This is a genomic window from Streptomyces coeruleoprunus (genome assembly GCF_039542925.1).
Classification (GTDB): domain Bacteria; phylum Actinomycetota; class Actinomycetes; order Streptomycetales; family Streptomycetaceae; genus Streptomyces; species Streptomyces coeruleoprunus.
In genome coordinates, this window is sequence record NZ_BAABIT010000001.1 from 7130154 (window position 1) to 7153701 (window position 23548).

Annotated in this window: 19 protein-coding genes and 1 pseudogene; 11 read left to right on the forward strand and 9 right to left on the reverse strand. The window is 74.3% G+C overall.

Annotation, left to right across the window (positions count from 1 at the left end; genetic code table 11):
* The first annotated feature begins 24 nt into the window (after positions 1-24).
* On the forward strand, positions 25-2037 hold the full coding sequence (locus ABEB09_RS31950; RefSeq protein ID WP_345693395.1) for a calcium-binding protein: 2013 nt from the start codon (positions 25-27) through the stop codon (positions 2035-2037).
* A 62-nt stretch (positions 2038-2099) separates the two neighbouring features.
* Here the strand turns inward: ABEB09_RS31950 and ABEB09_RS31955 are convergent, their stop codons facing one another.
* Entirely contained in the window at positions 2100-2549 is a 450-nt protein-coding gene (locus tag ABEB09_RS31955) for a GNAT family N-acetyltransferase (RefSeq protein WP_345693396.1), read from the reverse strand.
* A 55-nt stretch (positions 2550-2604) separates the two neighbouring features.
* Positions 2605-2961 carry a hypothetical protein gene (locus ABEB09_RS31960; protein WP_345693397.1) on the reverse strand — a complete coding sequence of 119 codons (357 nt, stop codon included), beginning with the start codon at positions 2959-2961 and terminating at the stop codon, positions 2605-2607.
* 330 nt (positions 2962-3291) lie between these two features.
* Here ABEB09_RS31960 and ABEB09_RS31965 point away from each other — a divergent pair, with 330 nt between their 5' ends.
* A complete protein-coding gene (locus tag ABEB09_RS31965) occupies positions 3292-4278 on the forward strand; it encodes an NAD-dependent epimerase/dehydratase family protein (RefSeq protein WP_345693398.1) in 987 nt (328 codons plus the stop codon).
* A 207-nt stretch (positions 4279-4485) separates the two neighbouring features.
* On the opposite strand, the gene ABEB09_RS31970 is transcribed toward ABEB09_RS31965, so the two are convergent.
* Complete coding sequence (locus ABEB09_RS31970) at positions 4486-4962, reverse strand: VOC family protein (protein ID WP_345693399.1); 477 nt, start codon at positions 4960-4962, stop codon at positions 4486-4488.
* 220 nt (positions 4963-5182) lie between these two features.
* Here ABEB09_RS31970 and ABEB09_RS31975 point away from each other — a divergent pair, with 220 nt between their 5' ends.
* The 4 genes and pseudogenes from ABEB09_RS31975 (at position 5183) to ABEB09_RS31990 (ending at position 9479) form a co-directional block, all read left to right on the forward strand.
* Positions 5183-7654, forward strand: coding sequence for a M48 family metalloprotease (locus ABEB09_RS31975; RefSeq protein WP_345693400.1), 2472 nt, complete (start codon positions 5183-5185; stop codon positions 7652-7654).
* A 98-nt stretch (positions 7655-7752) separates the two neighbouring features.
* Positions 7753-7914, forward strand: coding sequence for a hypothetical protein (locus ABEB09_RS31980; protein WP_345693401.1), 162 nt, complete (start codon positions 7753-7755; stop codon positions 7912-7914).
* On the forward strand, positions 7911-8687 hold the full coding sequence (locus ABEB09_RS31985; protein ID WP_345693402.1) for an RNA polymerase sigma factor: 777 nt from the start codon (positions 7911-7913) through the stop codon (positions 8685-8687). Before ABEB09_RS31980 ends, ABEB09_RS31985 begins: the two co-directional genes overlap by 4 nt.
* A gap of 73 nt (positions 8688-8760) precedes the next feature.
* Positions 8761-9479: pseudogene (locus tag ABEB09_RS31990) on the forward strand (ribonuclease H family protein).
* Positions 9480-9722: 243 nt separating this feature from the next.
* On the opposite strand, the gene ABEB09_RS31995 reads toward ABEB09_RS31990, so the two are convergent.
* The 6 genes from ABEB09_RS31995 to ABEB09_RS32020 are packed head-to-tail and all read right to left on the reverse strand — an operon-like array spanning position 9723 to position 17289.
* The gene (locus ABEB09_RS31995; RefSeq protein ID WP_345693403.1) at positions 9723-10280 is read right to left on the reverse strand and encodes a GNAT family N-acetyltransferase; all 558 of its coding nucleotides are present in this window, start codon (positions 10278-10280) and stop codon (positions 9723-9725) included.
* Positions 10281-10329: 49 nt separating this feature from the next.
* The gene (locus ABEB09_RS32000) at positions 10330-11346 is read right to left on the reverse strand and encodes an ATP-grasp domain-containing protein (protein ID WP_345693404.1); all 1017 of its coding nucleotides are present in this window, start codon (positions 11344-11346) and stop codon (positions 10330-10332) included.
* Complete coding sequence (locus ABEB09_RS32005; protein ID WP_345693405.1) at positions 11339-11893, reverse strand: GAF domain-containing protein; 555 nt, start codon at positions 11891-11893, stop codon at positions 11339-11341. Before ABEB09_RS32005 ends, ABEB09_RS32000 begins: the two co-directional genes overlap by 8 nt.
* Positions 11877-12755, reverse strand: a complete 879-nt coding sequence (locus ABEB09_RS32010) for a S8 family serine peptidase (RefSeq protein ID WP_345693406.1) — start codon at positions 12753-12755, stop codon at positions 11877-11879. The genes ABEB09_RS32005 and ABEB09_RS32010 overlap by 17 nt, the downstream gene beginning before the upstream one ends.
* Positions 12752-16801: an AAA family ATPase gene (locus ABEB09_RS32015; RefSeq protein ID WP_345693407.1), complete on the reverse strand. Its 4050-nt coding sequence runs from the start codon at positions 16799-16801 to the stop codon at positions 12752-12754. The genes ABEB09_RS32010 and ABEB09_RS32015 overlap by 4 nt, the downstream gene beginning before the upstream one ends.
* Positions 16798-17289 (reverse strand): response regulator transcription factor, encoded by a 492-nt coding sequence (locus ABEB09_RS32020; protein WP_345693408.1) that lies wholly within the window; start codon positions 17287-17289, stop codon positions 16798-16800. The genes ABEB09_RS32015 and ABEB09_RS32020 overlap by 4 nt, the downstream gene beginning before the upstream one ends.
* 211 nt (positions 17290-17500) lie before the next feature.
* Between ABEB09_RS32020 and ABEB09_RS32025 the strand changes: the two genes are divergently transcribed.
* The 5 genes from ABEB09_RS32025 to ABEB09_RS32045 all read left to right on the forward strand — a co-directional run bounded on the left by ABEB09_RS32025 (position 17501) and on the right by ABEB09_RS32045 (position 23470).
* On the forward strand, positions 17501-17695 hold the full coding sequence (locus ABEB09_RS32025) for an aroma-sacti cluster domain-containing protein (protein WP_345693409.1): 195 nt from the start codon (positions 17501-17503) through the stop codon (positions 17693-17695).
* A 255-nt stretch (positions 17696-17950) separates the two neighbouring features.
* Positions 17951-19306 carry a radical SAM/SPASM domain-containing protein gene (locus ABEB09_RS32030; protein WP_345693410.1) on the forward strand — a complete coding sequence of 452 codons (1356 nt, stop codon included), beginning with the start codon at positions 17951-17953 and terminating at the stop codon, positions 19304-19306.
* Positions 19306-19926, forward strand: coding sequence for a flavoprotein (locus tag ABEB09_RS32035; protein ID WP_345693411.1), 621 nt, complete (start codon positions 19306-19308; stop codon positions 19924-19926). The genes ABEB09_RS32030 and ABEB09_RS32035 overlap by 1 nt, the downstream gene beginning before the upstream one ends.
* 45 nt (positions 19927-19971) lie before the next feature.
* Positions 19972-21378, forward strand: coding sequence for an MFS transporter (locus tag ABEB09_RS32040; RefSeq protein WP_345693412.1), 1407 nt, complete (start codon positions 19972-19974; stop codon positions 21376-21378).
* Positions 21320-23470, forward strand: coding sequence for a B12-binding domain-containing radical SAM protein (locus ABEB09_RS32045; protein ID WP_345693413.1), 2151 nt, complete (start codon positions 21320-21322; stop codon positions 23468-23470). The genes ABEB09_RS32040 and ABEB09_RS32045 overlap by 59 nt, the downstream gene beginning before the upstream one ends.
* Positions 23471-23548 lie beyond the last annotated feature (78 nt).

A 23548-nucleotide genomic window follows, 5' to 3' on the forward strand; every position in this document is an offset into this window, starting at 1 on the left:
CACTCCAGAGAACCGAGGTTCCGCATGACCCGATTCATCCCCCGCTCCCTTCCCCGCCTGCGGCGAAGACTGGGCCGGGCCTGCGCGGCGGCCGGCACGGCCGTCGCGCTCCTCGTCGCCCTGCCCGGCTCGGTCCTCGCCGCCCCCGGCGACCTGGACCTCACCTTCAGCGGCGACGGCAAGGTCGTCACGAGCCTGGCGCCCACCGACGACTCGCAGGACGTGCTGCTCCAGTCCGACGGCAAGCTGGTCACCATCGGCACCGTCTACCCGTTCGAGGGGCCCGGCGACTTCGCGCTGGTCCGCTACAACGCCGACGGCAGCATGGACACCGCCTTCGGCGACAACGGCGTGGCGACCGCGAGCTTCAGCGAGTTCGGCGACGTGGCGCAGGCGGGGGCGCTGCAGAGCGACGGCAGGATCGTCGTGGTGGGCAGCAGCGACACGCCCGACGGCTCGCGCGCCCTGTTCGTCGTGGCCCGCTTCAACAGCGACGGCAGCCTCGACACCGGATTCGGCGACGGCGGCCGGGTGTTCACCGACTTCGGAGCGGGCTTCAGCTCCAACGCCCACGGTGTGCTGGTGCAGCCCGACGGCACGATCGTCGCCGTGGGCAACACGGGCGTCGGGGGCCTCCAGTTCGCGGTCGCCCGCTACCTGCCCGACGGCAGCCCCGACCCGGGCTTCGGCGACGGAGGCAGGGCGATCTCGGACTTCGAGGGCGGCGGCGCCACGGCGTACGACGTGGCCCGGCAGGCCGACGGCGGCATCGTCGCCGCGGGCGAGGCCGGGTTCACCGGCCCCAGCTTCGCCTCGGACTTCGCGGTGGCGCGGTTCCGGTCCGACGGCACCCTCGACGCGGGCTTCGGTGGCGACGGCACGGTGACCACCTCCTTCGCCGGCGAGGACTCGGGGCGGGGGGTGGCGGTGCAGTCCGACGGCCGCATCGTCGTCGCCGGGTACAGCGGCCTCACCTGGGCGCTCGCCCGCTACCTGCCCGACGGCACGCCCGACCCGGACTTCAGCGGGGACGGCAGGGTGACCACGAGCTTCGTCAATTTCGGCAGGGCGTACGACGTCACCCTGCAGTCCGACGGCAGGATCATCGGCGCCGGCGACGCGGACACCGACTTCGCCCTGGTGCGCTACCGGTCCGACGGCAACCTGGACACCACCTTCGGCGGCGGCGACGGCAAGGTCGTCACCGACATCGAGACCTTCTTCGACTCGGCCCGCGCCGTCCTCCTCCAGCCGGACGGCAAAATCGTCGCCGCCGGCACGAGCGGCGACGACCGGGCCGTGGCCCGGTTCCTGGGCGGTACGGAGACCACGCCCACCGCGAACCTGTCCGTCACCAAGACCGGCCCCTCGTCCGTGAGCCTCGGCACCCAGGCCACCTACACCGTCCGCGTGACCAACACGAGCACCGACACGTCGGCCACGAACGTCTCGCTCACCGACACCCTCTCCGGACCGGCCGTCCTGCTGTCGGCCACCCCGACCCAGGGCAGCTGCTCCCTCACGACCGGCCGGGCCACCTGCTCCCTCGGCACGCTCGCACCGGGGGCCTCCGCCACCGTGACCGTGGTCGCCGAGCCCACGGCCACCGGGACCCTCACCGACACGGCCACGGCCTCCGCCGCCCAGTCCGACCCCGTCCCGGGCAACAACACCGCCACGGTCAGCACCTCCGTCAACAACTTCCGCGGCTGCACGATCGTCGGCACCAGCGGCGCCAACACGATCAACGGGACCTCCGGGAGCGACGTGATCTGCGCCCTCGGCGGCAATGACACCATCTACGCCGTCGCGGGCAACGACACCGTGTACGGCGGCTCGGGCAACGACTACCTCAACGGTGGCTCCGGCCACGACACGCTCAACGCGGGCCCCGGCGGCGACACGCTGTACGGCCACTACGGTGACGACCGCCTCGACACCCGTGACGGCGTCTCCGGCAACGACCGGGCCGACGGCGGACCCGGCAGCGACACCTGCACCACCGACTCCGGCGACACCCGCGTGAGCTGCGGATAGCCGGACGACCGCTGCCGTCGGGGTCTCTCACGGGCCCCGGCGGCGTGTCCGGCCCGCACGCGTCAGGCCGTCGTGAACCGCAGCTCGGGGCGCTCCCACGTGACCCTCGGCGGCGACGGGGCGACCGTGCCCACCCGCTCGGCGCCCATGCGCCGGTAGAACGCCTCGGCCGGGGGATGGGCCACCACCCGCACCTCGGCGAGGCCCGCCTCCCTCGCCTGAGCGATCATGTGCCGCACGAGGAGACGGCCGACCCCCGTGCCCTGCGCGTCGTCCGCCACGAAGGCCAGGTCGAGCTCCGGCGGCTCCAGCACGAGCGCGTAGAAGCCGACGACCCGCCCGGTCGCGTCCACGGCGACGAAGACCCGGTGGCGGGCGATGTAGTCGGCGGTGACCCGGTAGCCGGAGATGATCGAGGCGTACGTCCCCCGGTAGGCGCCGGATCCCCGGACCAGTGCGGTGAGGCGTGCCGCGTCCTGTGCCGTGGCACGCCTGATCGTCGTGGACTGCATCCCCGGAGTATAGGGGCGGTAGGCATGATTGACCATTACTTCTGCCCTGGGTGGCTCATGGCTGCCGATCGGTGTGGCCGCAGAGCCAGGCAAGGGCGTCGTGCGCGCCCGAGGTGTAGGCCTTGGCATCGTCGGAGCAGCTCGGATCGTCGAGTTGCACCGCCGACGCGTCGACCTCGGCCGTGAGCGCCTCCAGACCCGGCACTCCGTACACACGAGCGCCCGTGACGGGCCCCGAGCCCTCCCGGGCCATGGCCCACCGAAGAGCCTGCGAGGCGCCCTCGATGAACGGATCGGAACGCCGGCGGGACGAGTCGGTCACCACCTCACGGAGCGCCAGCTCCACCTCCGCCAGTGGACGCACGCCGATGTGGTCCACCGTCTCCTCCCGTGCGCCGCGCAACGCGCTCATGGTGGTGCACCTCCTCCACATCGCCCTGGGCGCCCGCCGACCGTCGTCCTCCCGGCCGCTCCCGGGCGGTGGCCGACGGATCGGCCACGCGCCGCCCGGTGATCGCTGCGGCGGAGCGGTGGTGTCGACGTGCTCGTGCGAACAATCGGGTCCGCGCACGCTCACCGCCGGACGGGGCCCTGCACCGGTCCGGGTGCCCGCCGAGCCCCCGGCCATGCCCCTCGCGGCGCGAGGCCCTGTGCGCACCCGCGCGCGGACCGGCTCCCGTCACCGGTCCGCTGTCAGCGAACCCGGCCGGCCGCTCGGTGCGCGCGGTGCTTGGGTGTCGGAATGGAGATCCTGGTTCTGGGTGGAACGGCATGGGTGGGCCGCGAGCTGTCGCGGCAGGCGGTCGGGCGCGGTCATCGGGTGACGTGCCTGGCGCGCGGCGAGAGCGGCGAAGTGGCGGACGGGGCGCGGCTGGTGGCCGCCGACCGGCGCGATTCCGCCGCGTACGATCGCGTGCGCGACCGCGACTGGGACGCGGTGATCGAGGTGTCGTGGCAGCCGGGATTCGTCCGCGAGGCGCTGGACGCGCTGGGCGGCAGGGCCCGGCACTGGACGTACGTGTCGTCCGTCAGCGCCTACGCCTCCCACGCCGAGGCGGACGCCGACGAGACCGCCGCGCTCCTCACCCCGACCGAGCGGCGCGAGGCCGGCCAAGAGGTGTACGGCGAGGCGAAGGTCGCCTGCGAGCAGGCGTCGGCGGCTGTTGTGGGCGATCGCCTCCTCATCGCCCGCGCCGGCCTCATCGGCGGGCCCGGCGACCGTAGCGGACGCTCCGGCTACTGGGTGGCCAGGGCCGCACGGGATCCGCACGCGCCGATGCTCGTGCCGGACATACCCGCCATGCCGACGCAGACCGTCGACGTACGGGACCTCGCGGCCTGGCTCCTCGACGCCGCGGAGAAGGGGACCACCGGCACTTACGACGCCGTCGGCCCGCTCGTCCCGTTCGCGGAGTGGATCGAGCTGTCCCGCACCGCCGGCGGGCACACCGGCCCGGTCGTCACGGCCGGCTCGGAGTGGCTGCTCGCGCAGGGCGTGGCCGAGTTCATGGGGGAGGAGTCGCTGCCGATGTGGATCGTCGAGCAGGGCTGGGAGGGCTTCGCGGCCCGTAACGGCTCCGCCGCGCGCGCCGCCGGGCTGCGGCACCGGCCCCGCGCGGAACTGCTGGCCGACACGTTGCGGTGGGAACGGGAGCAGGGCCTGGACCGGGCCCGCCGGGCGGGCCTCAGTGCCGAACGGGAGCGCCGACTGCTCGACGCGCTGGGCTGAGGAACCGGGTATCGCCGCCCGGGGCGTCGAACGCCCGGCCGGGGTTCCGGGCGCACTCCCCGGTGCCGGGGCCGCGTCCCGGCGGCCCCGGCGGTGGCCTCCGGGCTCGCGGCCGGGGCGCCCGGCCGGCGGCGCGACGTTCGCCGTCGCGGCCGTGATCCTCCCGGCGCCCCGCGCTCCGGTGGAGGCAGGGGCGAGGGGGGCGGGTCAGTCGCTGCCTCCCATGGACTGCATGGCCTCCCTGGCCCGCCTCTCCATCTCCTCCGGCGGGACGTCCTCCACATGCGTGGCGACGTTCCAGCGGTGGCCGAAGGGATCCTCGAACTGGCCGGTCCGGTCGCCGTAGAACTGGTCCTTCACCGCGTCGAGTTCGGTGGCGCCCTTGTCGAGGGCGCGCGCGAAGGCCGCGTCGACGTCCTCCACGTACACGTGCAGCTGCACCGGTGTGCCGCCCACCGACTTCGGCCCGCGGACCCCCATCTCCGGGAACTCGTCCGCGAGCATGACCACCGAGTTGCCGAACTGCAGCTCGGCGTGGCCGATCCGGCCGTCCGGTGCCGGCATCCTCATGCGCTCCGTCGCGCCGAGCACCGAGACGTAGAAGTCGATCGCCGCCGCGGCCCCGTCGACGCAGAGGTACGGAGTGACACGCGGATAGTCCTCCGGAATGGGCTTGACGCTCACCGGGATCCTGCCTTTCCGATAGGTGATGAATGCCGTGAATGCCCCATAAGCCTGGCATGCCTCGTCCCACTGTGCAGCCGGGCGCACGCCCATGGACCGGCCGTACGGGACCGGGCCGACCCGGCACCACGTGTCCTGGAGGGCCTACTCTGGGCGGGTACGTCCCCGTGAGGACCCGCCACCGCGCGCGGTCACCGGCGGGGCGTGCGGAGGGGGCCGGATGTCCGTCGTGGTACGTGCTGCGCTCGCCATGATCCTGCTGGTGGGCTACCTCCTGACCGCCGCGGCGCTCGTCGTCGCCCTGGCCCTCGCCGGCGTTCTCGCGCTCAGCGAGCGGGTCGACGGGGCGGGGCTGAAGGCGCTGGGCCTGGCGACGCTCGTGGGCCTGGCCGTGCTGCTGTCCCTCGGCCGTGCCGTGTTGTGCGCCGTGCCGGTCCCTCCCGGTGCCGCCGTGGACCGGGCGGGCGCCCCGGAGCTGTGGCGCCTGGTGGAGGACTGCTGCGCGGCGCTCGACTGCCGGACGCCGCACGAAGTCCTCCTCGTTCCCGAGGCGAACGCGTACATGCAGGAGGACGGCTGGTTGCTCGGACTGCTCGCCGGCCGGCGCCGCCTCTACGTCGGTGCGGGCCTCCTGACGGGCCTGACGGTCGACCAGCTGCGCTTCGTCCTCGCCCACGAGCTGGGGCACCACGCGCGGGGCGACGGCCGGCTGGGAGCCCTGACCTACGCGGGCTGGGACGCCGTCGAGAACGCGGCACAGGGCGCGGGAGTCCCCTGGGGGGTCGTGCTCCGCGGCTACCACTGGGCGTACCGCCTGGCGTCCCTCGGCGTGCTCCGGTACCAGGAGCACACGGCCGACCGCAACGCCGCCCGCATGACGGGGACGCGGGTCGCGGTCGACGCCGTGCGGAGCGCGGACGCCCTGGAGCGCGACTGGTCCCGCTTCCTGCGGACGTACGCGGACGTCACGGTCGACGGTGTGGCCCTCACGGGAGTGACGGAGGCCTTCGCGCTCTTCAGCCGCGACCAGGCGTCCGGCCCGTCGCCGGCGGGCGGCGGGCCCGCTCCCGGCAGCAAGGCGGCCTCCAGGTGGGACACGCACCCGTCGCCCCGGGAGCGGATCGAGATCATCGAGGCGATGGGCTCCCTTCCCCCCGCCACGGCCGCCGACGACCGGCCCGCCCACGTACTGGTGCCGCTCCTGGAGCGGCACGGCCCCAAGCTCGACGCCTTGGCCCTCCGGGCCGTCGGCACCTCGGGGACGGCGTTCCCGGACCACGCCGTCCGCGTCGCGCGGGCGCGGGCACAGCGGTGCGCCGACGTCCTGTACCGGGCGGCCGCCCGAGCGTACGGCGCCCCGGACGCGGGCCTGTCGGAGGTGCTGGACCTCCTGGCCGACGGGCGGGCGGCCGATCTCGCGGCCCAGCTCAAGCGGGCCCGGATCAGCACCGATCGCGTGCGCAACACGGCTTTCGAACTGGCCGCGCACCTGACGGCCGCGCTCTCGGCGACCGCCGAGCGGGCGGGCGCCGCCGTGTGGGCGTACACGCCGGGCATCGGTCCCGCCCTGACCGCGCCGGACGGCCTGCTGGACGCCGTGGCGTGGGCGGACGCCGCGCTCGCGTCTCCCGGCGGTGCCGCCGACGTCAGGGCGCGGCTCCGGAAGCGGGGCATCTGCCTCGAGGAGGCGGGCGGGAGCTTCGGCGACGTCCGGATCTCCGAGGCGGAGGCCGAGGTGATGGGGGCGATGATGCTCCGGTTCAACGGAGGCGTCTACGACCTCGTCGTCGAGGCGTCCGCGGTGAACTTCCTGCCGGTGCGCGTCCACGACGTGCGCTGGTGGACCCGCAGCGAACGGCTGGCGCACCGGCTGCGGCAGGTGGCGGCGGGAGGGCCCGTACCGGAGGGCAGGTTCCGTGTCTCCCTCGACGACGTCGTCGAGGCGACCCTCACCCATCCGGTGCGCGCGAACGCCGAATTACGGCTGAAGGACGGCACCGCGCTCTTCTTCGTGGACGCCGGGCCAGGGCGGGTGGCGGGGCCGCGGCGGCCGTCCGGCGGCGACTCGGGCCGGGACTTCGGCGGTGATTCGGGTCGGGACTTCGGCCGGGAGCACGTGGCGGCGACCCGCGCGGCGCTGCGGCGGTGGGTCGACGACGTCTCCCGTGCCGCGACGTACTCCGCCCCGGAGGCCGCAGGTCCGCAACCGGTCGCGCCCCCCGAGCGGCTCGCGGCGCTGGAGGAGACGCGGAGGGGGATGGGCAAGGTCGACTACGCCAAGCTGATGTTCTGGACCGTGGTGCCCCCGCCGGTCGCCGCCGTGGTGAACGGCCACCTCGCGGGCAACCACGGGGAGGGGTACGGCGTGGCGTTCGTTCTGGGACTTCCCGCGTTGGCGGTCCTGCTGATCAGGTGGCGGGGCGTGCGGCAACGGCACGGGCGCGGCCGGCGGAAGGCCGTCGCACGCAGGGCCGCCCGGCAGTCGTCGATGGACGCGGGCCTGAGGCCCGTGCGGTGGGGCGTCCTGGGCATCGTCCTGTCGCTGCTCTGCCCGCCGATGTGCGTCGTCGGGCTGATCTACGGGATCCGGTCGGTGGTCGAGGCCAGGATGGCGGGCACGTCCGTCGTTCTGGGCGTCCTGGCGATCCTGGCGGCCCCGGCGTCGGTGATCGAGCTGTTGCTGCTCTTCTGACGGGGCGGACCGGGGGGCGGGTTAACACTTCGGCCGCGCGGCGCTCTAACGAGGAGAAGGCCGGTCGTCCCGGCCACCGCCGACGGGGAAGGACCCCCATGCTCAACGAACTCGTCATCCTTCTGCTGGCGTTCACGGGCGCCCAGTCGCTCCAGCGGCTCAGCGACGCCGCGGCCGAGTGGCTGACGTCCCGCGCGCGTGCCGAACTCCTGCGCGCCGCCCCGCCGTCGGCCGCCCCGGTGCGGGAGCGCCGGCGATGACCGGGCCCACCCCCTGGTGGACCGGCGAGGTGGAGGAGGCCTACCGCGCCTACGCGGAGCGCCTGAGCCGCTACGTCATGAGGCAGGCCGAGCAGCAGGGCCTGCCCGAGTCCGCGCTGCACGTCGACGACGTGGTCCAGGAGACGTTCGCCCGCGCCATGAAGAACTGGAGCACGATCGAGCAGCCGGAACGCTACCTGTACACGGTGGCACGCAACCTGGTGCGGGAGGCGGCCAGGACGGCACGCCGGTGCGCCGCCGCCGACGCCGACACGCTGGAGGGGTCCGCGGGAGGGCCGGGATGGTCGTCGCTGCCGAGCCAGGCCACCGTGGACGACCAAGTGCTCGCGCACCTGGTCATGGAGGACGTCACGGCCCTGCCGGGCAAACAGGCCGCGGCGACGTTCCTGCGGCACGTGGGCCTGTCGAGCGCCGAGATCGGTCGCCGTATCGGCTCCTCCCCGGCGGCCGCGCGCGTGCATGTGTCCCGCGGCACGAGCACGGTCCGGGCACGCTGGAACGCCTTCCAGCGTCAGGTGGGCGGTGGCCGTCCCGGATGGGTCGACGCCCTGATGGCACTCGCCCCGGCGTTGCTGCTCTGGGCCGTGGCCACGGCCCTGCTGTCCCTGTCGGAGGTGGTGTCCACGCCGGTCGCCGTGGCGGTCCCGGGCGTGGTCGCCGCGGTGGCAGGCGTAGCCGGGTGGCTGAGCGTCCGCAGGCTCCGGAGGCGGCTGCGCCGATCGGACGACCGCCCGCGCGACGGCGGCGGCTGAGCGGTCCGTGCGGGGCGCGCTCCGCCGCCGGTGGCCGGTCGGGGCGCCTCTTCGGATGAGGCATGATCGGAGGATGTCCGATCGCATCATCGCCGCCTGTGACGGGGCGGCCAAGGGGAATCCCGGCCCGGCCGGCTGGGCGTGGGTCATCGCGGACGCGGAGGGCCGTCCCGAGCACTGGGAGTCCGGCCCGCTGGGCCGCGCCACCAACAACGTGGGCGAACTGACCGCCCTGGAGCGGCTGTTGGAGGCCGTCGCCCCCGGGCGTCCCTCCAGGTGCGCATGGACTCCCAGTACGCGATGAAGGCCGTCACCCAGTGGCTGCCGAACTGGAAACGCAACGGCTGGCGGACCGCGGCCGGCAAGCCGGTGGCGAACCAGGAGCTCGTGCAGCGCATCGACGCCCTGCTCGCCGAGCGGGACGTCGAGTTCCGCTACGTGCCGGCCCACCGCGAGGACGGCGACCTGCTGAACGCGATCGCCGACCAGGCGGCGAGCGACGCGGCGGCCACCCAGCAGGCCGCGGGCACCGCCCTCGGCGCGACCGACGTGCCGGTACCGGCGCCGCAGCGCAGCGCCCCGGCGCGCCAGAGGTCCGGCGCGGCCGCGGAGAAGCGGCGGCGGGGCGCCTCCGCCCCGGGCAGCGGATCGCGGACCATCAAGGCGAAGTTCCGCGGCACGTGCCCGTGCGGGAAGCCGTACGGGGTCGGCGATCCCATCGCCAAGGTCGGCGCACGCTGGGGCCACCCCGATTGCGGCCCGGCGGCCGTCCCGGACGCCTCACCGGCCTGAGCGCCCCGGGGGAGGGCGGGGGACCGCTGGGGCGGGGCGGCTGCTGGTCTGGCGGGTCTGTGTCTGAGGGCCGCCTGTCTGGGGGCCGCCTGTCCGGGGGTGTCCGGGGGATCTTTCCCCTACCCCGCCCCTTCCCGTGACTGGGGGCTCCGCCCCTAGACCCCCTTTCGCGCCTCCGGCGCTCGTCCTCGAACGCCGGACGGGCCGAAATCAAGGAGCGGGGGGTCCGCCGGACCCCGCGGCCTACGTCCGCCCGGCCGCCCGCCACTCCGGTGCCAGCACCGACCAGATCTCCTCGTCGTGCCGCTTGCCCCGGTACAGATAGCTCTCCCGCAGGACGCCGTCCCTCGTCATCCCGAGCCGCCGGGCCACCGCGATACTGGGCGCGTTCTCCGTCGAGACCCACCACTCCACGCGGTGGATGCCCCGCTCCTCGACGGCCCAGTCGATGAGCACGCGCACCGCCCGCGTCACCAGACCCCGGCCCACCGCCGACGGCTCCAGCCAGCAGCCGGCCTCCGCCGTGCCCTGCGCGACGTCCAGCCTGCGGAAGATGACCGCGCCGACCAGCGTGCCGTCCCACCAGATGCCGTGGATCCGCCCGGTGTCGGTCGCCGTCTTCTCCGCGTACGCCTGGAGGAACGCCCGCGCCGACTCCAGATCGGTCACGACGTCCGGGAGGCCGTTGTGCTGCCCGATGAACTCCCGCCCCCGGTTCACATGGGCCAGGAACTCCCCGGCCCGCCACGGTTCGAGCGGGCGCAGCTCGGCCCCGTCGTCGCCCAGGGATATCGCGTACATCGTCACCTTCCGGGGTCGGGAACCAGCGCAGCACAGCGCCCGGATCCTCTCACGGGCGCTCGACCTTCCGCCCGCCAACGGACCGGCCCGCGCCGAGGAACGTCAGCAGGTCGACCGGCCCCGGCCCACGGTCGCCGACGGCCGACCGGTGGAGTTCCCGTACGGTGCGGACCGCGGCGCGCGTCACCACGTCGACACCGGCCCGGCGCTCGAACCAGTGCCAGTCGCCCTGGGCGTTCACCTCCAGGAACACGGCCTCGCCGCGGTCCAGCAGGAAGTCGAACGCCCCGTACGCGAGGTTCCACGCCGCGCCGAGCGCCCGCACCGCCTCCGCCACGGCGAGCGGCGCCTCGGCGCGCCGCACCCGTACGCGGTCCGGGCGGCACCAGACGTCGCGCGGGTCCTCCTTGGCCACCTCGAACGCGAGGACCTCGCCGCCCACCAAGTAGACCCGGAACTCGGCGTCGTGGTCGACGTACTCCTGCAGCACGACCGGCGTGCCGCCGTGCGCCCAGGGCACCCCGAGCGCGTCGCGCAGCTGCGACCGCTCCAGGACCCGGGGCAGGAACCACGCGAAGCCGGCCGGCTCGGGCTCCACGAAGTGCCGGTCGAGCACCTTCACCACGTACCGCCCGGGCGGGAGGCGCGCGGCGGCGGCCGCCGGGTCCGTGGTCACCACGCTCCGCGGCGTGCGCACGCCGAGCGCCCCGGCCTGGGCGTGCTGGCGGAACGCGCCCGGGTCGGTGGCGCCGATGGTGGCACGGGACACGACGGCCAGCTGACGTGCCAGCGCGGTCCACGAATCGCCGTACAGCATCTGCCCGTCCGCGGGCCGCGTCGCCGGCGCGGCCCGCAGCGAGAAGTGGCGCAGCCACATCACGCTGGGCACGAACCGGTGTCCGTCCAAGGTCAGCGGCCCGTCCGGTTCGCACGTGGCCTCGACGCCCTCCAGGCCGTCCGCGTCGAGGCGGTGGACGGGCACGCCGATCCTGCGCAGCAGGGAGGCCACCTCGGTGGCCTCCCTGTCGCCGCGTCTGGTCAGCACCAGCACGCAGTGCTCAGCCACGGGCGTTCTCCAGCAGCGACTCCGCCATCGCGAGCAGACGCAGCGCCTTGTCGGAGCGCTGGTCCGGCGCGGTGGCGCGCAGGCGCGTCAGCAGCTCCAGGCCGATGGCCGCCTGGTCGGCGAGCAGGTCCAGCAGCTCGACGTCCGCCATCTCCCGTACGCCGTCGGCGCCGCGGTCCAGCACCTCCAGCACGCCGATGCACGCGTCGCCGCTGAACAGGGGCGCCGCCATGATGCTGTTGGGCACATAGCCGGTGGAGGCGGCGGCTGTGCCGGAGAAGTGCTCCGACTCGCGCAGGTCGTCCACGAGCATCGACTGCCCGGACGCCGCCACCCACCCCGCGATGCCGGTCCCGGCCGGGAAACGGGATCCGACGAGCTGCCCGTCGCCCTCGCCGGCGACCGCTTCGAAGACCAGGTCCCCGGCGTCGGGGTCGACCAGGAAGATCGAGGAGGCCGCCGCCCCGAAGGCGTGCCGGGCGACTTCCACGATGGACTGCAGAAGGCGGCGCTCGGTGGGCGCCGCGGCGTCAACGGGGAGTGTCATGCGCACCTCCGAATCGGCCGACCACGTTGCCGGCGCACAGGAACAGGACCGTCTTCAGCTGGAACGGGGTGAGCCAGGGGTGCTTGCCGAGCACCAGCGCGCACAGCCCCGAGATGTGCGGTGCGGCGAAGCTGTTGCCGGTGGAGCGGATGGTGCCTCCGCCGGGCCAGGCCACGGGGACGCGGACGCCGCGGGCGTGGAACTCCACGGGCGGGGCCGGGTTGTAGTAGTAGGTCGCCGGATCGTCCTCGTCGTGGCTGGCGACCGAGATCACCGACGAGAACGACCACGGATAGCTGGGCACGGGCCGGTTGTGCGCGGAGACGACGAGGGCGCACCGCCGGAAGTAGGCGCGGTCGACGAGTGCGTGCAGCCGGGCCGACAGGGCCGTACGGGTCGTCGCCAGGCTGAGGTTGATCACGTCGAAGCCCTCGTCGATAGCCCAGGACAGCCCCGCGAGCAGGGCCGCCCCGCTGCCCGTCTTGCCGTCGGTCAGCACCTGGACGGACGACAGGGAGCACTTCGGGGCCAGCGAGCGGATCACCCCTGCGCAGGCCGTGCCGTGGCCCGCCCGGTCGGACGGGGCGCAGTCGGCGATCTCCACCACGCCCGCGTCGTTCTCGACCGTGGTCACCGACCGGTCGATCCCGCCCACCAGCGGGTGGTCGGCCTGCACGCCGCTGTCCACGACGCAGACGCGCACGCCCGAGCCGTCGGCGCCGCCCCAGGCCCACTCGGGGGAGACCCCGGCCATCGGAACGGCCGCGAACTCCTCCAGCGTCTGCGTACTGGTCATCGCGCCCCAGGCCGGCACGCCGGGCGTGTAGGCCTTCGCCGGCCGTCTCCAGGGCGGATCGCTCATCCGGCCTCCTCCCGTGCGTCCCGCTCCGTCAGCCACGCGCGCACCGCCCGCGCGGGCAGGGCGGCACCCTTCGCGGTCAGGGCCGCCAGCGCCCGCTCCGCCGCGCGCCGCGCCCGCGCCGTGGCCCCGGCGGCGTCCAGGACCCGGGCCGCCTCGAACCACACGTCCCCGATCAGGCAGGGGTCGTCGGTACGGTCAAGGGTGGCGACGGCCCGCTCGACCGTACGGACCGCCTCCTCGTACGCGCCGGCCCGCGCGGCCCTCCGCGCCCGCAGCGCCAGGTGGACGGCCTGCGCGCGGAGTTCCGGGGTGACCCCTGCTGCCGCCTCGCCGGCCGGCGGTGCCTCGTCGCCGCTGTCGCCGCCGGCCGGCCCGGCACCCTCGCCGGCGCCCCGCCCGCCGTGGTTGCCGCCGCCCGGCCAGGTGTCTTCGTTGCCGCCGCCCGCGCGGAAGGCCTCGCGGGCCGCGTACACGCGGAGCGTCGCCGCCGTCGTCGTCTGTCCGAGCGCGCCGAGCCCGTCGGCCGCCGCCGCGTAGTGGCGGGCCGCGGCCGCGTGCGCACCGCACAGCGACTCGACGAGCCCCGCCGTCTGGTCGGCGGCGATGTCCCCGAGCGTCAGCTTCAGGTCGGCGGAGTGGCGTCGCGCCAGCTCCACATCGGCGCGGGCCTCGTCCACGCGGCCGGAGAGGGCCAGGTGGCGCGCCCGCGTCAACAGGATCGGCACCAACAGGCAGCGGTCGGCGTCGAACCGCCGCGCCAGGTCCTCGCACAGCGCGATGGCCTTCGTGAGCGGCGTGGGCGACCACTGCGTCAGTTCGCAGATCGACACGAGGATCCGGTTCTCCTCGTAGGCGTCCGTGGCGTCCCGCGCCCGGGTGAGGGCGTCGCGCATGGCGGCCTCGGCGGCGCCGGTACGGCCCTCGGCGAGGCTGCGCAGCGCCGTCAGCTGGTGCAGCCGGCACCAGCTCAGGCCGTCGTCGGCTGCGGGCCGCCCGACGGGGGCGTCCTCCGCCCGCCCCGGGTCGCCCGAGCGCAGGGCGATCGTCCGCCGCAGGATGGCGCAGGTGTGCCGGGTCGGCAGATCCTGCCCGCCCCGCGCCTCGGCCTCGGCGACGGCCAGCCGGGCACTTTCCCAACGGCCCAGCGCGGCGTACGCGTCGGTGATGCGGACGGCCAGGACGCGATGCTCGGGGTCCCCGTCAGAGGTCAGGGCACGCCCGCGTTCCATCAGCGCCACCGCGGCGGGCAGGTCACGGCGGTGCAGCGCCCGGTAGCCCGTCGTCACCAGGGCGCGGGCCGCGCGACGCGTCAGGGCGGGCAGCCCGGGGTCACCCGGATCCACCTCGGAGAGCAACCGACAGGCCGCCTCCAGGTGGTACGCGAGGTCCCCTTCGACCGCGGGCCCGGGAGACGCCGCCGCGACGCCGGCCACCCCTGCCGTCCAGCCTCCCGCCCCCGGCGCCCCGGAGGTCCCCGCCCCTGATGCCGCGAAGGCTCCCGTCCCCGGCGCCGCGGAGGCCTCTGGCCCAGGTGCCAGCGAGGCACCGACTCCCGGTACCGGCACGGCACCTGCCGCCAGGACGGGGGTGGCCCCTGCGCCTGGTGCCGGCGGGGCTCCCGTGCCCGGGGTCGCGGAGGTTCGCGTCTCCGGCGTCGGCGAGGCGCCCATGCCCGGGGCCGCGGAGGTCCGTGTTGCCGGTGCCGGCGAGGCACCTGTCCCCGGGGCTGGCGAGTTCCCTGCGCCTGATGTCGGTGGGGCTTCCGTGCCCGGCGTTGTGGAGGTTGGCGTGCCCGGTGCCGGCGAGGCGCCTGTGGGGGGCGCGGAGGCCTCTGGGCCAGGTGTCGGCGAGGCACCGACTCCTGGTGTCGGCGAGGCACCTGGCCCCACAGTTGGCGAGGCCCCTGGGCCCGGTGTCGGTGGGGCTTCCGTGCCCGGGGGCGCGGAGGTCGCTGCGCTTGGCGTCGGCGAAGCATCTGTCCCCGGGATTGGGGAGGCCGCTGGGTCTGGTGCCGGTGGGGCTTCCGTCCTCGGCCTTTCGGAGGTTCCCGTCCCTGGTGTCCCGGAGGCCCCTGCACCCGGTGTCGGCGAGGCCTTCGTCTCCGGCGGCGCGGCGGTTTCCGCCTCCTGGCTCGGTGAGACCCCCGCTTTCCGCCCCGGCGAAGCTCCCGCTGCCCGCCCCGGCGAAGCTTCCGCCCCCCGCCCCGGCGAGCCCCCCGCCCCCCGCCCCGGCGAGGCCGTCGGCTTCCCGGGCGGTGAGTCCGGGGGGAGTCGGGTTTCCAGGCGGTTGGCCAGTAGCGTGTGCCAGTGGGCGCGGCGGGTCTTGGACGTCATTTCGTAGAGGGTGTCCCGGGCGAGCATGCGGGTGAACCGGAACGTGCCGGGCGGGCCGGCGGGGTGGATCACCCGTGTCTGCAGCAGACGGCTCACCGCGGCGTCGACGGCGTCGTCGGTCAGCGCCGGCGAGTCGCCGGCGAGGGTCCGGACGTCCTCGGCGGTGAACGATCCGCCCACGCCCGCCGCGCGTTCCAGCACCGCGCGGTCGGCGGCCGGGAGCCGGTCCAGCCAGGCGGTCAGGAGCACCCGGATCGTCGTCGGGACGCCCTGCACCGCGGACCGGTTGTTCACCAGGTCCTCCACCAGCAGCTCCGCGAACAGCGGGTTGCCGTCGCACTCCTGGACCACCCACGCCAGCGCCTCGTCGGTGCAGCCCGTCTCCTGCGCGGTGACCTCCGTACGGTCCGCCAGCAGGCCGACGAGCCGCTCGGTCTGCTCGACGGGCAGGGCCTCCAGACGGAGGCCGGGGGAGTCGCCGGGCGCGCCGGCGCGCTCCGGGCGCGCCACGCAGATGATCAGCACCTCCGCGTCGGTCACCCCGTCGACCACCTCCCCGATGGTGTCGAGGAGGGTCGGCTCCGCCCAGTGGAAGTCCTCCAGCACGAGGACCAGCGGAGCGCGCCGGCCCAGCGCCTCGACCAGCCGGCGGAACGCCCAGCCGATCTCGTCGACGCTGACCGGCAGCCCGTTCTCGGCGCGGACGCCCAGTGCCACGGCGAGGGCGGTGACGGCGCGGTCGGCGCTCGGGCGCAGCGCCTCCAGCGTGCTCACCGCCTCCTCCCAGCCGCCGGGCAGGGACCAGACCGCCTCGGCCAGCGGGCGGTACGCGAGCCCCGCGCCGTACGGCGGGCACGTGCCGCGCAGGACGACGGCGTCCGCCGCCGGGCGGGTGGCGAGGAACTCCCGTACCAGGCGCGACTTGCCGATGCCGGTGGGTCCCGTCACGGTGACGCGGCGGCAGCGGCGCTCACGGCGCACCGAGGCGAACACCTCCTCCAACGAGGCCAGTTCGCGCTCGCGGCCGACCATCGGCACCAGGTTCTCCTGGCCGGGGCCGTCGACGAGGCCGACGACGCGCCAGGCGGTGACGAGGTCGCGCTTGCCCTTCAGCCTCAGCGGCGCGACCGCCTCCATCCGCACCCCGCTGCCCACCAGCCGCGCCGTCTCGTCGCCGATGAGGATCTCGTGCACCCGCGCGTGCGACTGGAGCCGGGCGGCGGTGTGCACGACGTCGCCCACGACCCGGGCGCCGCCGCCGGCGGCCCCGGCCACCACGGCCTCGCCCGAGGCGATCCCGCAGTGGATGTCGAGCCGCACCCCCGCATCGGCCTCCGCCCCGGTGCCGGCCAGTGCCTCGCGCACCGCGTACGCGGCCTGTACGGCGCGCAGGGCGTCGTCCTCGTGGCTGACGAACGCCCCGAAGACCGCCATGACCGCGTCGCCGATGAACTTCTCGACCACGCCGCCGCGTTCGGTGACGGCCGCCGTGCAGGCGCTGTAGTACCGGTCCATCGTGCGCCGCAGCGCCTCGGGGTCGAGCGTCTCGGCGAGCACGGTGGAGCCGACCAGGTCGATGAAGACCGCCGTGACGATGCGCCGGCTGTCCGCGGACGGGACGCCTCCGGTGAGCGGCGTGCCGCACTCGGGGCAGAAGCGGGCCCCCGGTGGCGCCTCCGTGCGGCAGGTGCCGCACCGCGTCCCGCCGCTCACAGGAGTTTGAGGTCCTGACCCTCCACGTCCGCCGCGGCGGCATCCAGACGCCCCTTGACCGAGTTGAGGACCTGGACCTCCAGCTCGCTGAGCTGGGAGAGCACGGAGCGCTGCTCCACCGCCAGCAGGTCCACTGGATGGCCGGCCTCCCGCAGTGCGTGCAAGGCATCGAAGGTCATGGCTACCGGCACCTCGTTCCCGTAGTGCGGGGCCTCCGCGGGCAGCGGCGGCCACGTTCCCTGGACCAGAAGGCCCCGTGCGTAGAGCCGTGCAATCATTTCCGTGCGGTTCGACGCGCCCGTTCTTCGGAGCATGTTGCATAAATGGGCCGCCACGGTGTGCGGACTGATGCAGAGATCGTTCGCGATTCGGCGGTTCGATGCGCCGGCGGCCACGAGGGAAGCGATCCGAATTTCCCGTACGGTCAAATCCTGCACCTCGTAAGCGGCGCTCGAAACATGGACCTGTGTGCGGAATTCGTCACCCACGGAGACAGGGTAGCCGCGGGTCATGTTCCGGACAAGACGCCAACTTTCCGGGAAGATCCGCTCGGACGGGGCGATTCGGATTCTCTTCCTCCGCTAACCGCCTCCGTGCCGCCGCCGATTCATAGTCGATTGAGGGATGCCCAACCCGGCCGCGCCGGGAGCAGCCTTGCCGTTGCACCAACCCGGTGAACCTCTCCCGAAGGAGTGACGCATGTCCCACGAGCCCCTGGAAGCCCTGCGCCGCGCCGGCACCCCGGTCGACCTGCTCTCCGAGTCCGAGCGTGAGGTCTTCGCGTCCCTGAGCCCGGACGAGGTCGCCGTCCTCGGCTCGATCCAGGCGCGGCTGAGCGCCGTGTCGGCCGCGGTCGAGGGCCAGGTGGCGGACTCCAACAACGTCGTCTGCTGACCCGGTCCACCACACCGCAGGCCTCGTCGCCCGCCCGGGGCGCCGAGTCGCCCCGCGTGGCTGATCAGCCCGTCGCGGCGACCGGGGCGAAAGCCCCGGCGCCGACGGCCCGTTCGGCGGCCCCGGCGCCGCCGAACCGGCCGTCGAACCGGCCACCGGGACGCATGCCGGGCACGCGTCGAGCGCCGAACCGCCGTCCGCCGGGACCGCAGCGCCGAAGGGTTGGGGATGGACCGAGTCAGCCGATACGTCGTGATGAGCGACCGTGCCTACACGGACACCACGGGTGTGCCGGTACGCCTCGTCTACAGCACCCGTACCGCGCGCGTCGTCGCCGTCGACGCCGCCACGGCCCGGGCGCTGGAGGACCGCGACCCCGCCGCCCTGTCACCGGCGTGGCGCGACGCGCTGCGGACCGCCGAGGTGCTCGTACCGGCCGGCGAGGGCGAGCTGTCCGCCGTCCTCGACCGCAACCGGCGCGCCTCCGCCGACCGTTCGGCCGTCCACATCGCCCTGCTGCCCACCTCCTACTGCAACATGGGATGCGCCTACTGCGGCCAGCAGCACACCCGCGGAGGCCTGTCGCGCACGCACCGCAGCCAGGTCCGCGACCGGGTCCTGCGGGCGCTGAACGCCCCGGCCACGCGCCGCCTGCGCGTCGACTGGTTCGGGGCCGAGCCGATGATGGGCTACGCGGTCATCCGCGACCTGGCACCCCAGTTCGTGCGGGCCGCCGCCGAGCGGGGCGTCGCCTACTCCTCCGTCCTGGTGACGAACGGGTCCCTGCTCACCGCGGAAAAGGTCGACACCCTTATCCGTGGATGCGGGGTCACCCATTTCGAGATCACCGTCGACGGCCCTCCCGAGATACACGACAAGCACCGTCCGCTCAAGAATGGACGCGGCTCCTTCTGGACGATCGTCCGCACCGTGCGCGCCGCACTCGACGAACCCGAATTCCGGTCCACGCACTTCACCTTCCGCACGAATGTGGACACCCACAATCAGGACGCCGTGCCCCGTTACATCGCCCTCATGGCGGAACTCGGATTCGCCCGGCCGAATGTGTCCTTCTCGATCGTTCCGGTCCACTCGTGGGGAAACGACGTGTCCGGCATCGAGGTGTCCAAGCGGCACTTCGCCGACCGGGAAACGGCCTGGCTCCGCCTCCTGCTGCGGGGCGGCCTCACCACGCAGGTGCTGCCCACCACAGCGAAGAAGGTCGTGTGCCCGGCGACGACCACCACGGCGGAGATCATCAGCAGCACCGGCAACATCTTCTCGTGCAGCGAGCACCCCCTCGTGCCCGAGGCCGAACAGCACCTCGCCCTCACGCACATCGACCGCGCCGGACCCGACCCCGTACGGCCGGAGGGCCCGTACGACGGCTGGAACGACGAGATCGAACAGGGCACGACCTGGTGCCGCGACTGCGTCTTCATGCCGACGTGCGGCGGCTCCTGCCCCAAGGCGTGGCACGAGGGACACCCGCCGTGCCCCAGCTACAAGTTCAACTTCCAGGACCGGCTCGACATCGTCGCCGCCCAGTGCGGTCTGAGCCCCGCGGCCGACGGGACCGGTGCGACCGGCGCGACCGGCGGGGCCCGGTGATGGCGGACGGCACCCCCGACCCGCCGGACGACGGCCCCGGCCGTACGGGCCGGCGCCGCCTCCTCGTCGGAGTGTGCGGCTCGGCCAACGTCCTCGCGCTGCCGCAGTACCTCACGACCCTCCGGGCCGAGCTCGACGTCCACGTCCGCATCGTCATGACGCGCTCCGCCGCGGCGCTCCTGCCGCCCACGAGCATGCGGCTGCTCTGCGAGGAGGTCCACTGCGACGGCCAGGACGAGCTGACCGTCGGCCATGTCTCCCTCGCCGCGTGGGCCGAGCGGTTCGTGGTGCTGCCCGCGACCGCCAACATGCTCGGCCAGGCGGCGCACGGACTGGCCTCGGGCCTGCTCAGCTCCGCACTGCTCGCCCACGAACTCCCCGTGCTGTTCTTCCCGAGCATGAACCGGCGGATGTGGGAGCGGCCCCCGGTGCGCCGCAACGTGTCCCGGCTGCGGGACGACGGACACGTGGTCGTGGAACCCGTACCGGTCCCCGCCTGGCAGATCGCCACCCGGGACGTGCGGACCACCCTCGCCCTGCCGCCGCCCGCGACCGTGGCCGCCGTGGTCGACGAGTTCTTCCGCCTCCCCGTCGGCCCGAACGCCCCGTCGGCCGTCTGACCCGGCCGTGCCGTCCCGCGGCGACACCGCGACCGAGGAGGAGACGTGGCAGCAGCCGCCCACAGGTTTCGTACGGCACTGGCCAGCGGGCCCCTGGCGGTGCGCGGCTTCCGGCTGCTGCTCGCCGGACAGCTCTCGTCGACGGTCGGGGACTACTGCTACGCCGTCGCCCTGCCGTGGCTGATCCTGTCCGGCGACGGAGGCCCCGTCCTGCTCGGCACCGTGCTCGCCTGCTACGGCATCCCCCGGGTCGTCACCATCTCCCTGGGCGGTGTCGTGGCCGACCGCTTCGGCGGGCGGCGCGTCATGCTCGTCGCCGACGTGGTGCGCGCCGCGGCCGTCGGCTACCTGGCGATCGTCGCCTTCACCGGAACCCCGACGCTCGCCCAGCTGGCCCCCGTCGCCGTGGTCCTGGGCGCCAGCTCCGGCGTGTTCATCCCCTCCTCGTACACGCTGCTGCCCGCCCTGCTGCCCAAGGACGACCTCGGCCGGGGCAACGCCCTGTCCACCATGGTCAACCAGGTCGGCGGCCTCCTCGGCCCGACCGCCGGCGGCGCCCTCGTGGCCGGCTTCGGCGCGGGGCCGGCGCTCACGGTCGACGCGGTGTCCTTCGTGGTGTCGGCCGCGGTGCTCTTCCGTATGCGCACCGGCGCCGACGCGGAGCCAGCGGGCACCACGGCACCCGACACCCCGGGAGGGACGGCCGGCACGGCGGAGGCCGGTGACCCCAAGGGTCCCTCCTTCGCGCGACTCCTCCGCGAAGGACGGCTCCTGCACGTCGTCCTCGTCGTCGCCCTGGTCTGCAACCTCGCGTTCAACGGCACCATCGAGGTCGCCCTGCCCGAACTGGCCCACCAGGGCATGGGCGCCACAGGCTACGGCGTCCTGCTGACCTGCCTGAGCCTCGGGGGACTGGCCGGTTCACTGATCGCCGCCCGCGCCCGGACCGTGACCTCTCCCGCGTACCTCTTCGCCGCGCTCGCGGTCGTGATGGGCGCCGCGCTGGCGGCCGTGCCGTACGCCGGCGGCCTCGTCGGCGCCGCCGTGTGCGTCTGCCTGTACGCCGCGGCCAGCGGCTGGCAGAACATCGTCGCCGTGACGATGCTCCAGGTCTGGACGCCACCGGCCCTCATCGGACGGGCCATGAGCCTGGTGATGCTGGCCGTGATGGGCACCTTCCCGGTCTCCGTCGCGGTCGCCGGCTTCGGGGTCCGCCACCTCGGCGCGGCGCCCTTCTTCCCGGCGGCGGGCGCGGCCATCGCCCTCGCCGTCCTGTGCGCCCTCAGCCAGAAGGCGTTCCGCGGCTACCGCTCGGGCGACGAGTTCACGCCCGCCGCCACGAAGGCCACCACCGACGTCACCACCGACAGGACAGCAGTCAGGAGTCACAGGGATGAGCGTGTTCGTTCCGCTGGGAAGGCCGGCACCCCACCGAGGACGGGGCACCGGTGACGTCGCGTACCTGCTGATCAACCCGCCCGTCACCGACCCCACCACCCCGTACCACTCGATCCCCTACCTCGTCGGGGCCGCCAGGGAGGCGGGCCACACCGCCTACGGCTGCGTGGACGCCAACCTCGACGCCTTCGAGTACCTGGCGGACCCCGCCAGGTTCGGCGCGGCGATCGACTCCGCACGGCGCACACGCGCCGGGATCGAGAGCCGCCGAGGCCCGCTCTCGCGCCACGACGAGATCCGCTACCGGCTGTCCCTGGCCGCGGAGGGCCTGACCGCCTCGTCGGCCCGCCACGCGATCGCCGTGTTCAAGGACCCCGAGCTCTTCTACCACCCCCCGACCTACGCCCAGGCGGTCGCCGTGATGACCCGGTGGTGGGACCTGCTCGCCCTGGACATGCCCGCCGGAGCCCTGGACGGGTTCTCGGTCCGCGCGAAGTCCACGGTCAACCTGTGCAGTACGGCCGACCTGTCCGACCCCGCGGTGGCCGAGGCCGTCTCCCGCCCGTTCGAGGGCTACCTCGCCGACGCGTTCGCGGCCCGGCTCGGCGAACGCCGCTGGGACCTGGTGGGCCTGTCCGTCAACTACACCAGCCAGCTGCCCGTCGCCCTGCGCATGGCCCGGCTGATCCGCACCGCCCTGCCCGACACCGTCATCGTCTTCGGCGGCACCGAGGTCGGCGACGTCGTCAAGTACGCCACGGACCGCGCGGCGCTGTGGAAGGTCTTCCAGGACGCCGACCTCATCGTCCCCGGCGAGGGCGAGACGGCGCTCGTCGGCATCCTCGACGCGATCAGGGACGGCACCGGCTTCGACACCGTCGGCGGCGTCATGACCCGCTCACGCCCCGACCCGCACATTTCCTACGGCAGCGTCGCCGGCCTCGCGAGCCCCGCGTACGACGTCTGGGACTGGGACCGCTACTGGTCGCCCGAGCCGGTCGTCCTCTACAGCCCCACCCGCGGCTGCTACTGGAACAAGTGCACCTTCTGCGACTACGGCCTGAACACCGACCGGCCCACCTCCCCGTCGCGCGAACGGCCCGTCGCCGCGGTGCTGGAGGACCTGCGCCGGGCCACGCGCATCGGCCGCACCCTGTACTTCGCCGTGGACGCCATGTCCCCCCGCTACCTGCGCACCCTCGCCGCGGCCCTCGCCGAGTCGTCCCTCGACATCCGGTGGGCGGCGGAGCTGCGCCTGGAGCGCACGTTCCCCGAGCGGGCCGTCGGCGAACTGCTGGCATCCTCCGGCTGCGTCGCGGTCTCCTTCGGCTACGAGTCCGGCACCCAGCGGGTCCTCGACCTCATCGACAAGGGCGTACGGATCGACAAGGTGCCCGACGTCCTCGCCGAGCTCGCGCGGGGCGGCATCGCCGCGCAGATGATGGGCTTCACCGGCTTCCCCACCGAGTCCGAGGCGGAGGCCTTCGCGACGTACGAGTTCCTCCAGCGGCACGACACCCTCTGGACGACCGCGGGCATCGGCGTCTTCTCCCTGACCCCGGGCTCCATCGTCGCCAAGGAGCCGGAACGCTTCGGCATCGAGCTGCTGCCCCCGTCGCCCTCCGACGACATCCGGCGGTACGTGCCCTGGCGGGAGCGCGGCGAGGCGGAGGTGCACTGGCCGGAGCCGGCCGACCCCCGCATCCCGCACGCGTACATCGCGAGCACCCGCAGGGTCAGCTTCGACCGGCCGTTCGTCGGCGGGATCGACTCGGCCCACAGCCTCCTGTACTACGCCCGCTTCGGCCGGGGACTGCTCCCCGACCTGCCGGCGCAGGAGGAGCCGCGCGTCCGCCTGGTCGACGAGCCCGTGCTGACCGTGCCGTTCACCTCCGTCGAGGAACTGACCGGCGTGGACGACGTGATGGGCGAGGTGGGCCGCAGGAGCAGGCAGCGGCTCGACACCACCGCCCCCGCCTTCGGCGACTGGCTCAGCGGCCCCGGCGCGGCACGCCCCGGTTCCTGCGGCGTCCTCGTCCTCACCCATGGAGAGCTGGTCGACCTGCCCGCCGGTGCCGACTTCACCGCAGACACCCCCCTGGCCCGCGCCCTGCGCCTCATGGTGGCGGCGCAGGCCAGGACCTGACACGAGCGGGACGCCGCCGTGGAAGGCGCCGGGCGTCTCATTCGGCCAACTCCGCCGTACCACCTTGCCGGACCCGTA

Excerpts from the sequence above, each read along its gene's own strand:
- ABEB09_RS31985 (WP_345693402.1), top strand. The coding sequence starts at position 7,911 with ATGACCGGGCCCACCCCCTGGTGGACCGGCGAGGTGGAGGAGGCCTAC.
- ABEB09_RS32030 (WP_345693410.1), top strand. The coding sequence starts at position 17,951 with ATGAGCGACCGTGCCTACACGGACACCACGGGTGTGCCGGTACGCCTC.
- ABEB09_RS31965 (WP_345693398.1), top strand. The coding sequence starts at position 3,292 with ATGGAGATCCTGGTTCTGGGTGGAACGGCATGGGTGGGCCGCGAGCTG.
- ABEB09_RS32025 (WP_345693409.1), top strand. The coding sequence starts at position 17,501 with ATGTCCCACGAGCCCCTGGAAGCCCTGCGCCGCGCCGGCACCCCGGTC.
- ABEB09_RS31955 (WP_345693396.1), bottom strand. The coding sequence starts at position 2,549 with ATGCAGTCCACGACGATCAGGCGTGCCACGGCACAGGACGCGGCACGC.
- ABEB09_RS32045 (WP_345693413.1), top strand. The coding sequence starts at position 21,320 with ATGAGCGTGTTCGTTCCGCTGGGAAGGCCGGCACCCCACCGAGGACGG.
- ABEB09_RS31980 (WP_345693401.1), top strand. The coding sequence starts at position 7,753 with ATGCTCAACGAACTCGTCATCCTTCTGCTGGCGTTCACGGGCGCCCAG.
- ABEB09_RS31950 (WP_345693395.1), top strand. The coding sequence starts at position 25 with ATGACCCGATTCATCCCCCGCTCCCTTCCCCGCCTGCGGCGAAGACTG.
- ABEB09_RS31975 (WP_345693400.1), top strand. The coding sequence starts at position 5,183 with ATGTCCGTCGTGGTACGTGCTGCGCTCGCCATGATCCTGCTGGTGGGC.
- ABEB09_RS31960 (WP_345693397.1), bottom strand. The coding sequence starts at position 2,961 with ATGAGCGCGTTGCGCGGCGCACGGGAGGAGACGGTGGACCACATCGGC.
- ABEB09_RS32035 (WP_345693411.1), top strand. The coding sequence starts at position 19,306 with ATGGCGGACGGCACCCCCGACCCGCCGGACGACGGCCCCGGCCGTACG.
- ABEB09_RS32005 (WP_345693405.1), bottom strand. The coding sequence starts at position 11,893 with ATGACACTCCCCGTTGACGCCGCGGCGCCCACCGAGCGCCGCCTTCTG.
- ABEB09_RS32010 (WP_345693406.1), bottom strand. The coding sequence starts at position 12,755 with ATGAGCGATCCGCCCTGGAGACGGCCGGCGAAGGCCTACACGCCCGGC.
- ABEB09_RS31995 (WP_345693403.1), bottom strand. The coding sequence starts at position 10,280 with ATGTACGCGATATCCCTGGGCGACGACGGGGCCGAGCTGCGCCCGCTC.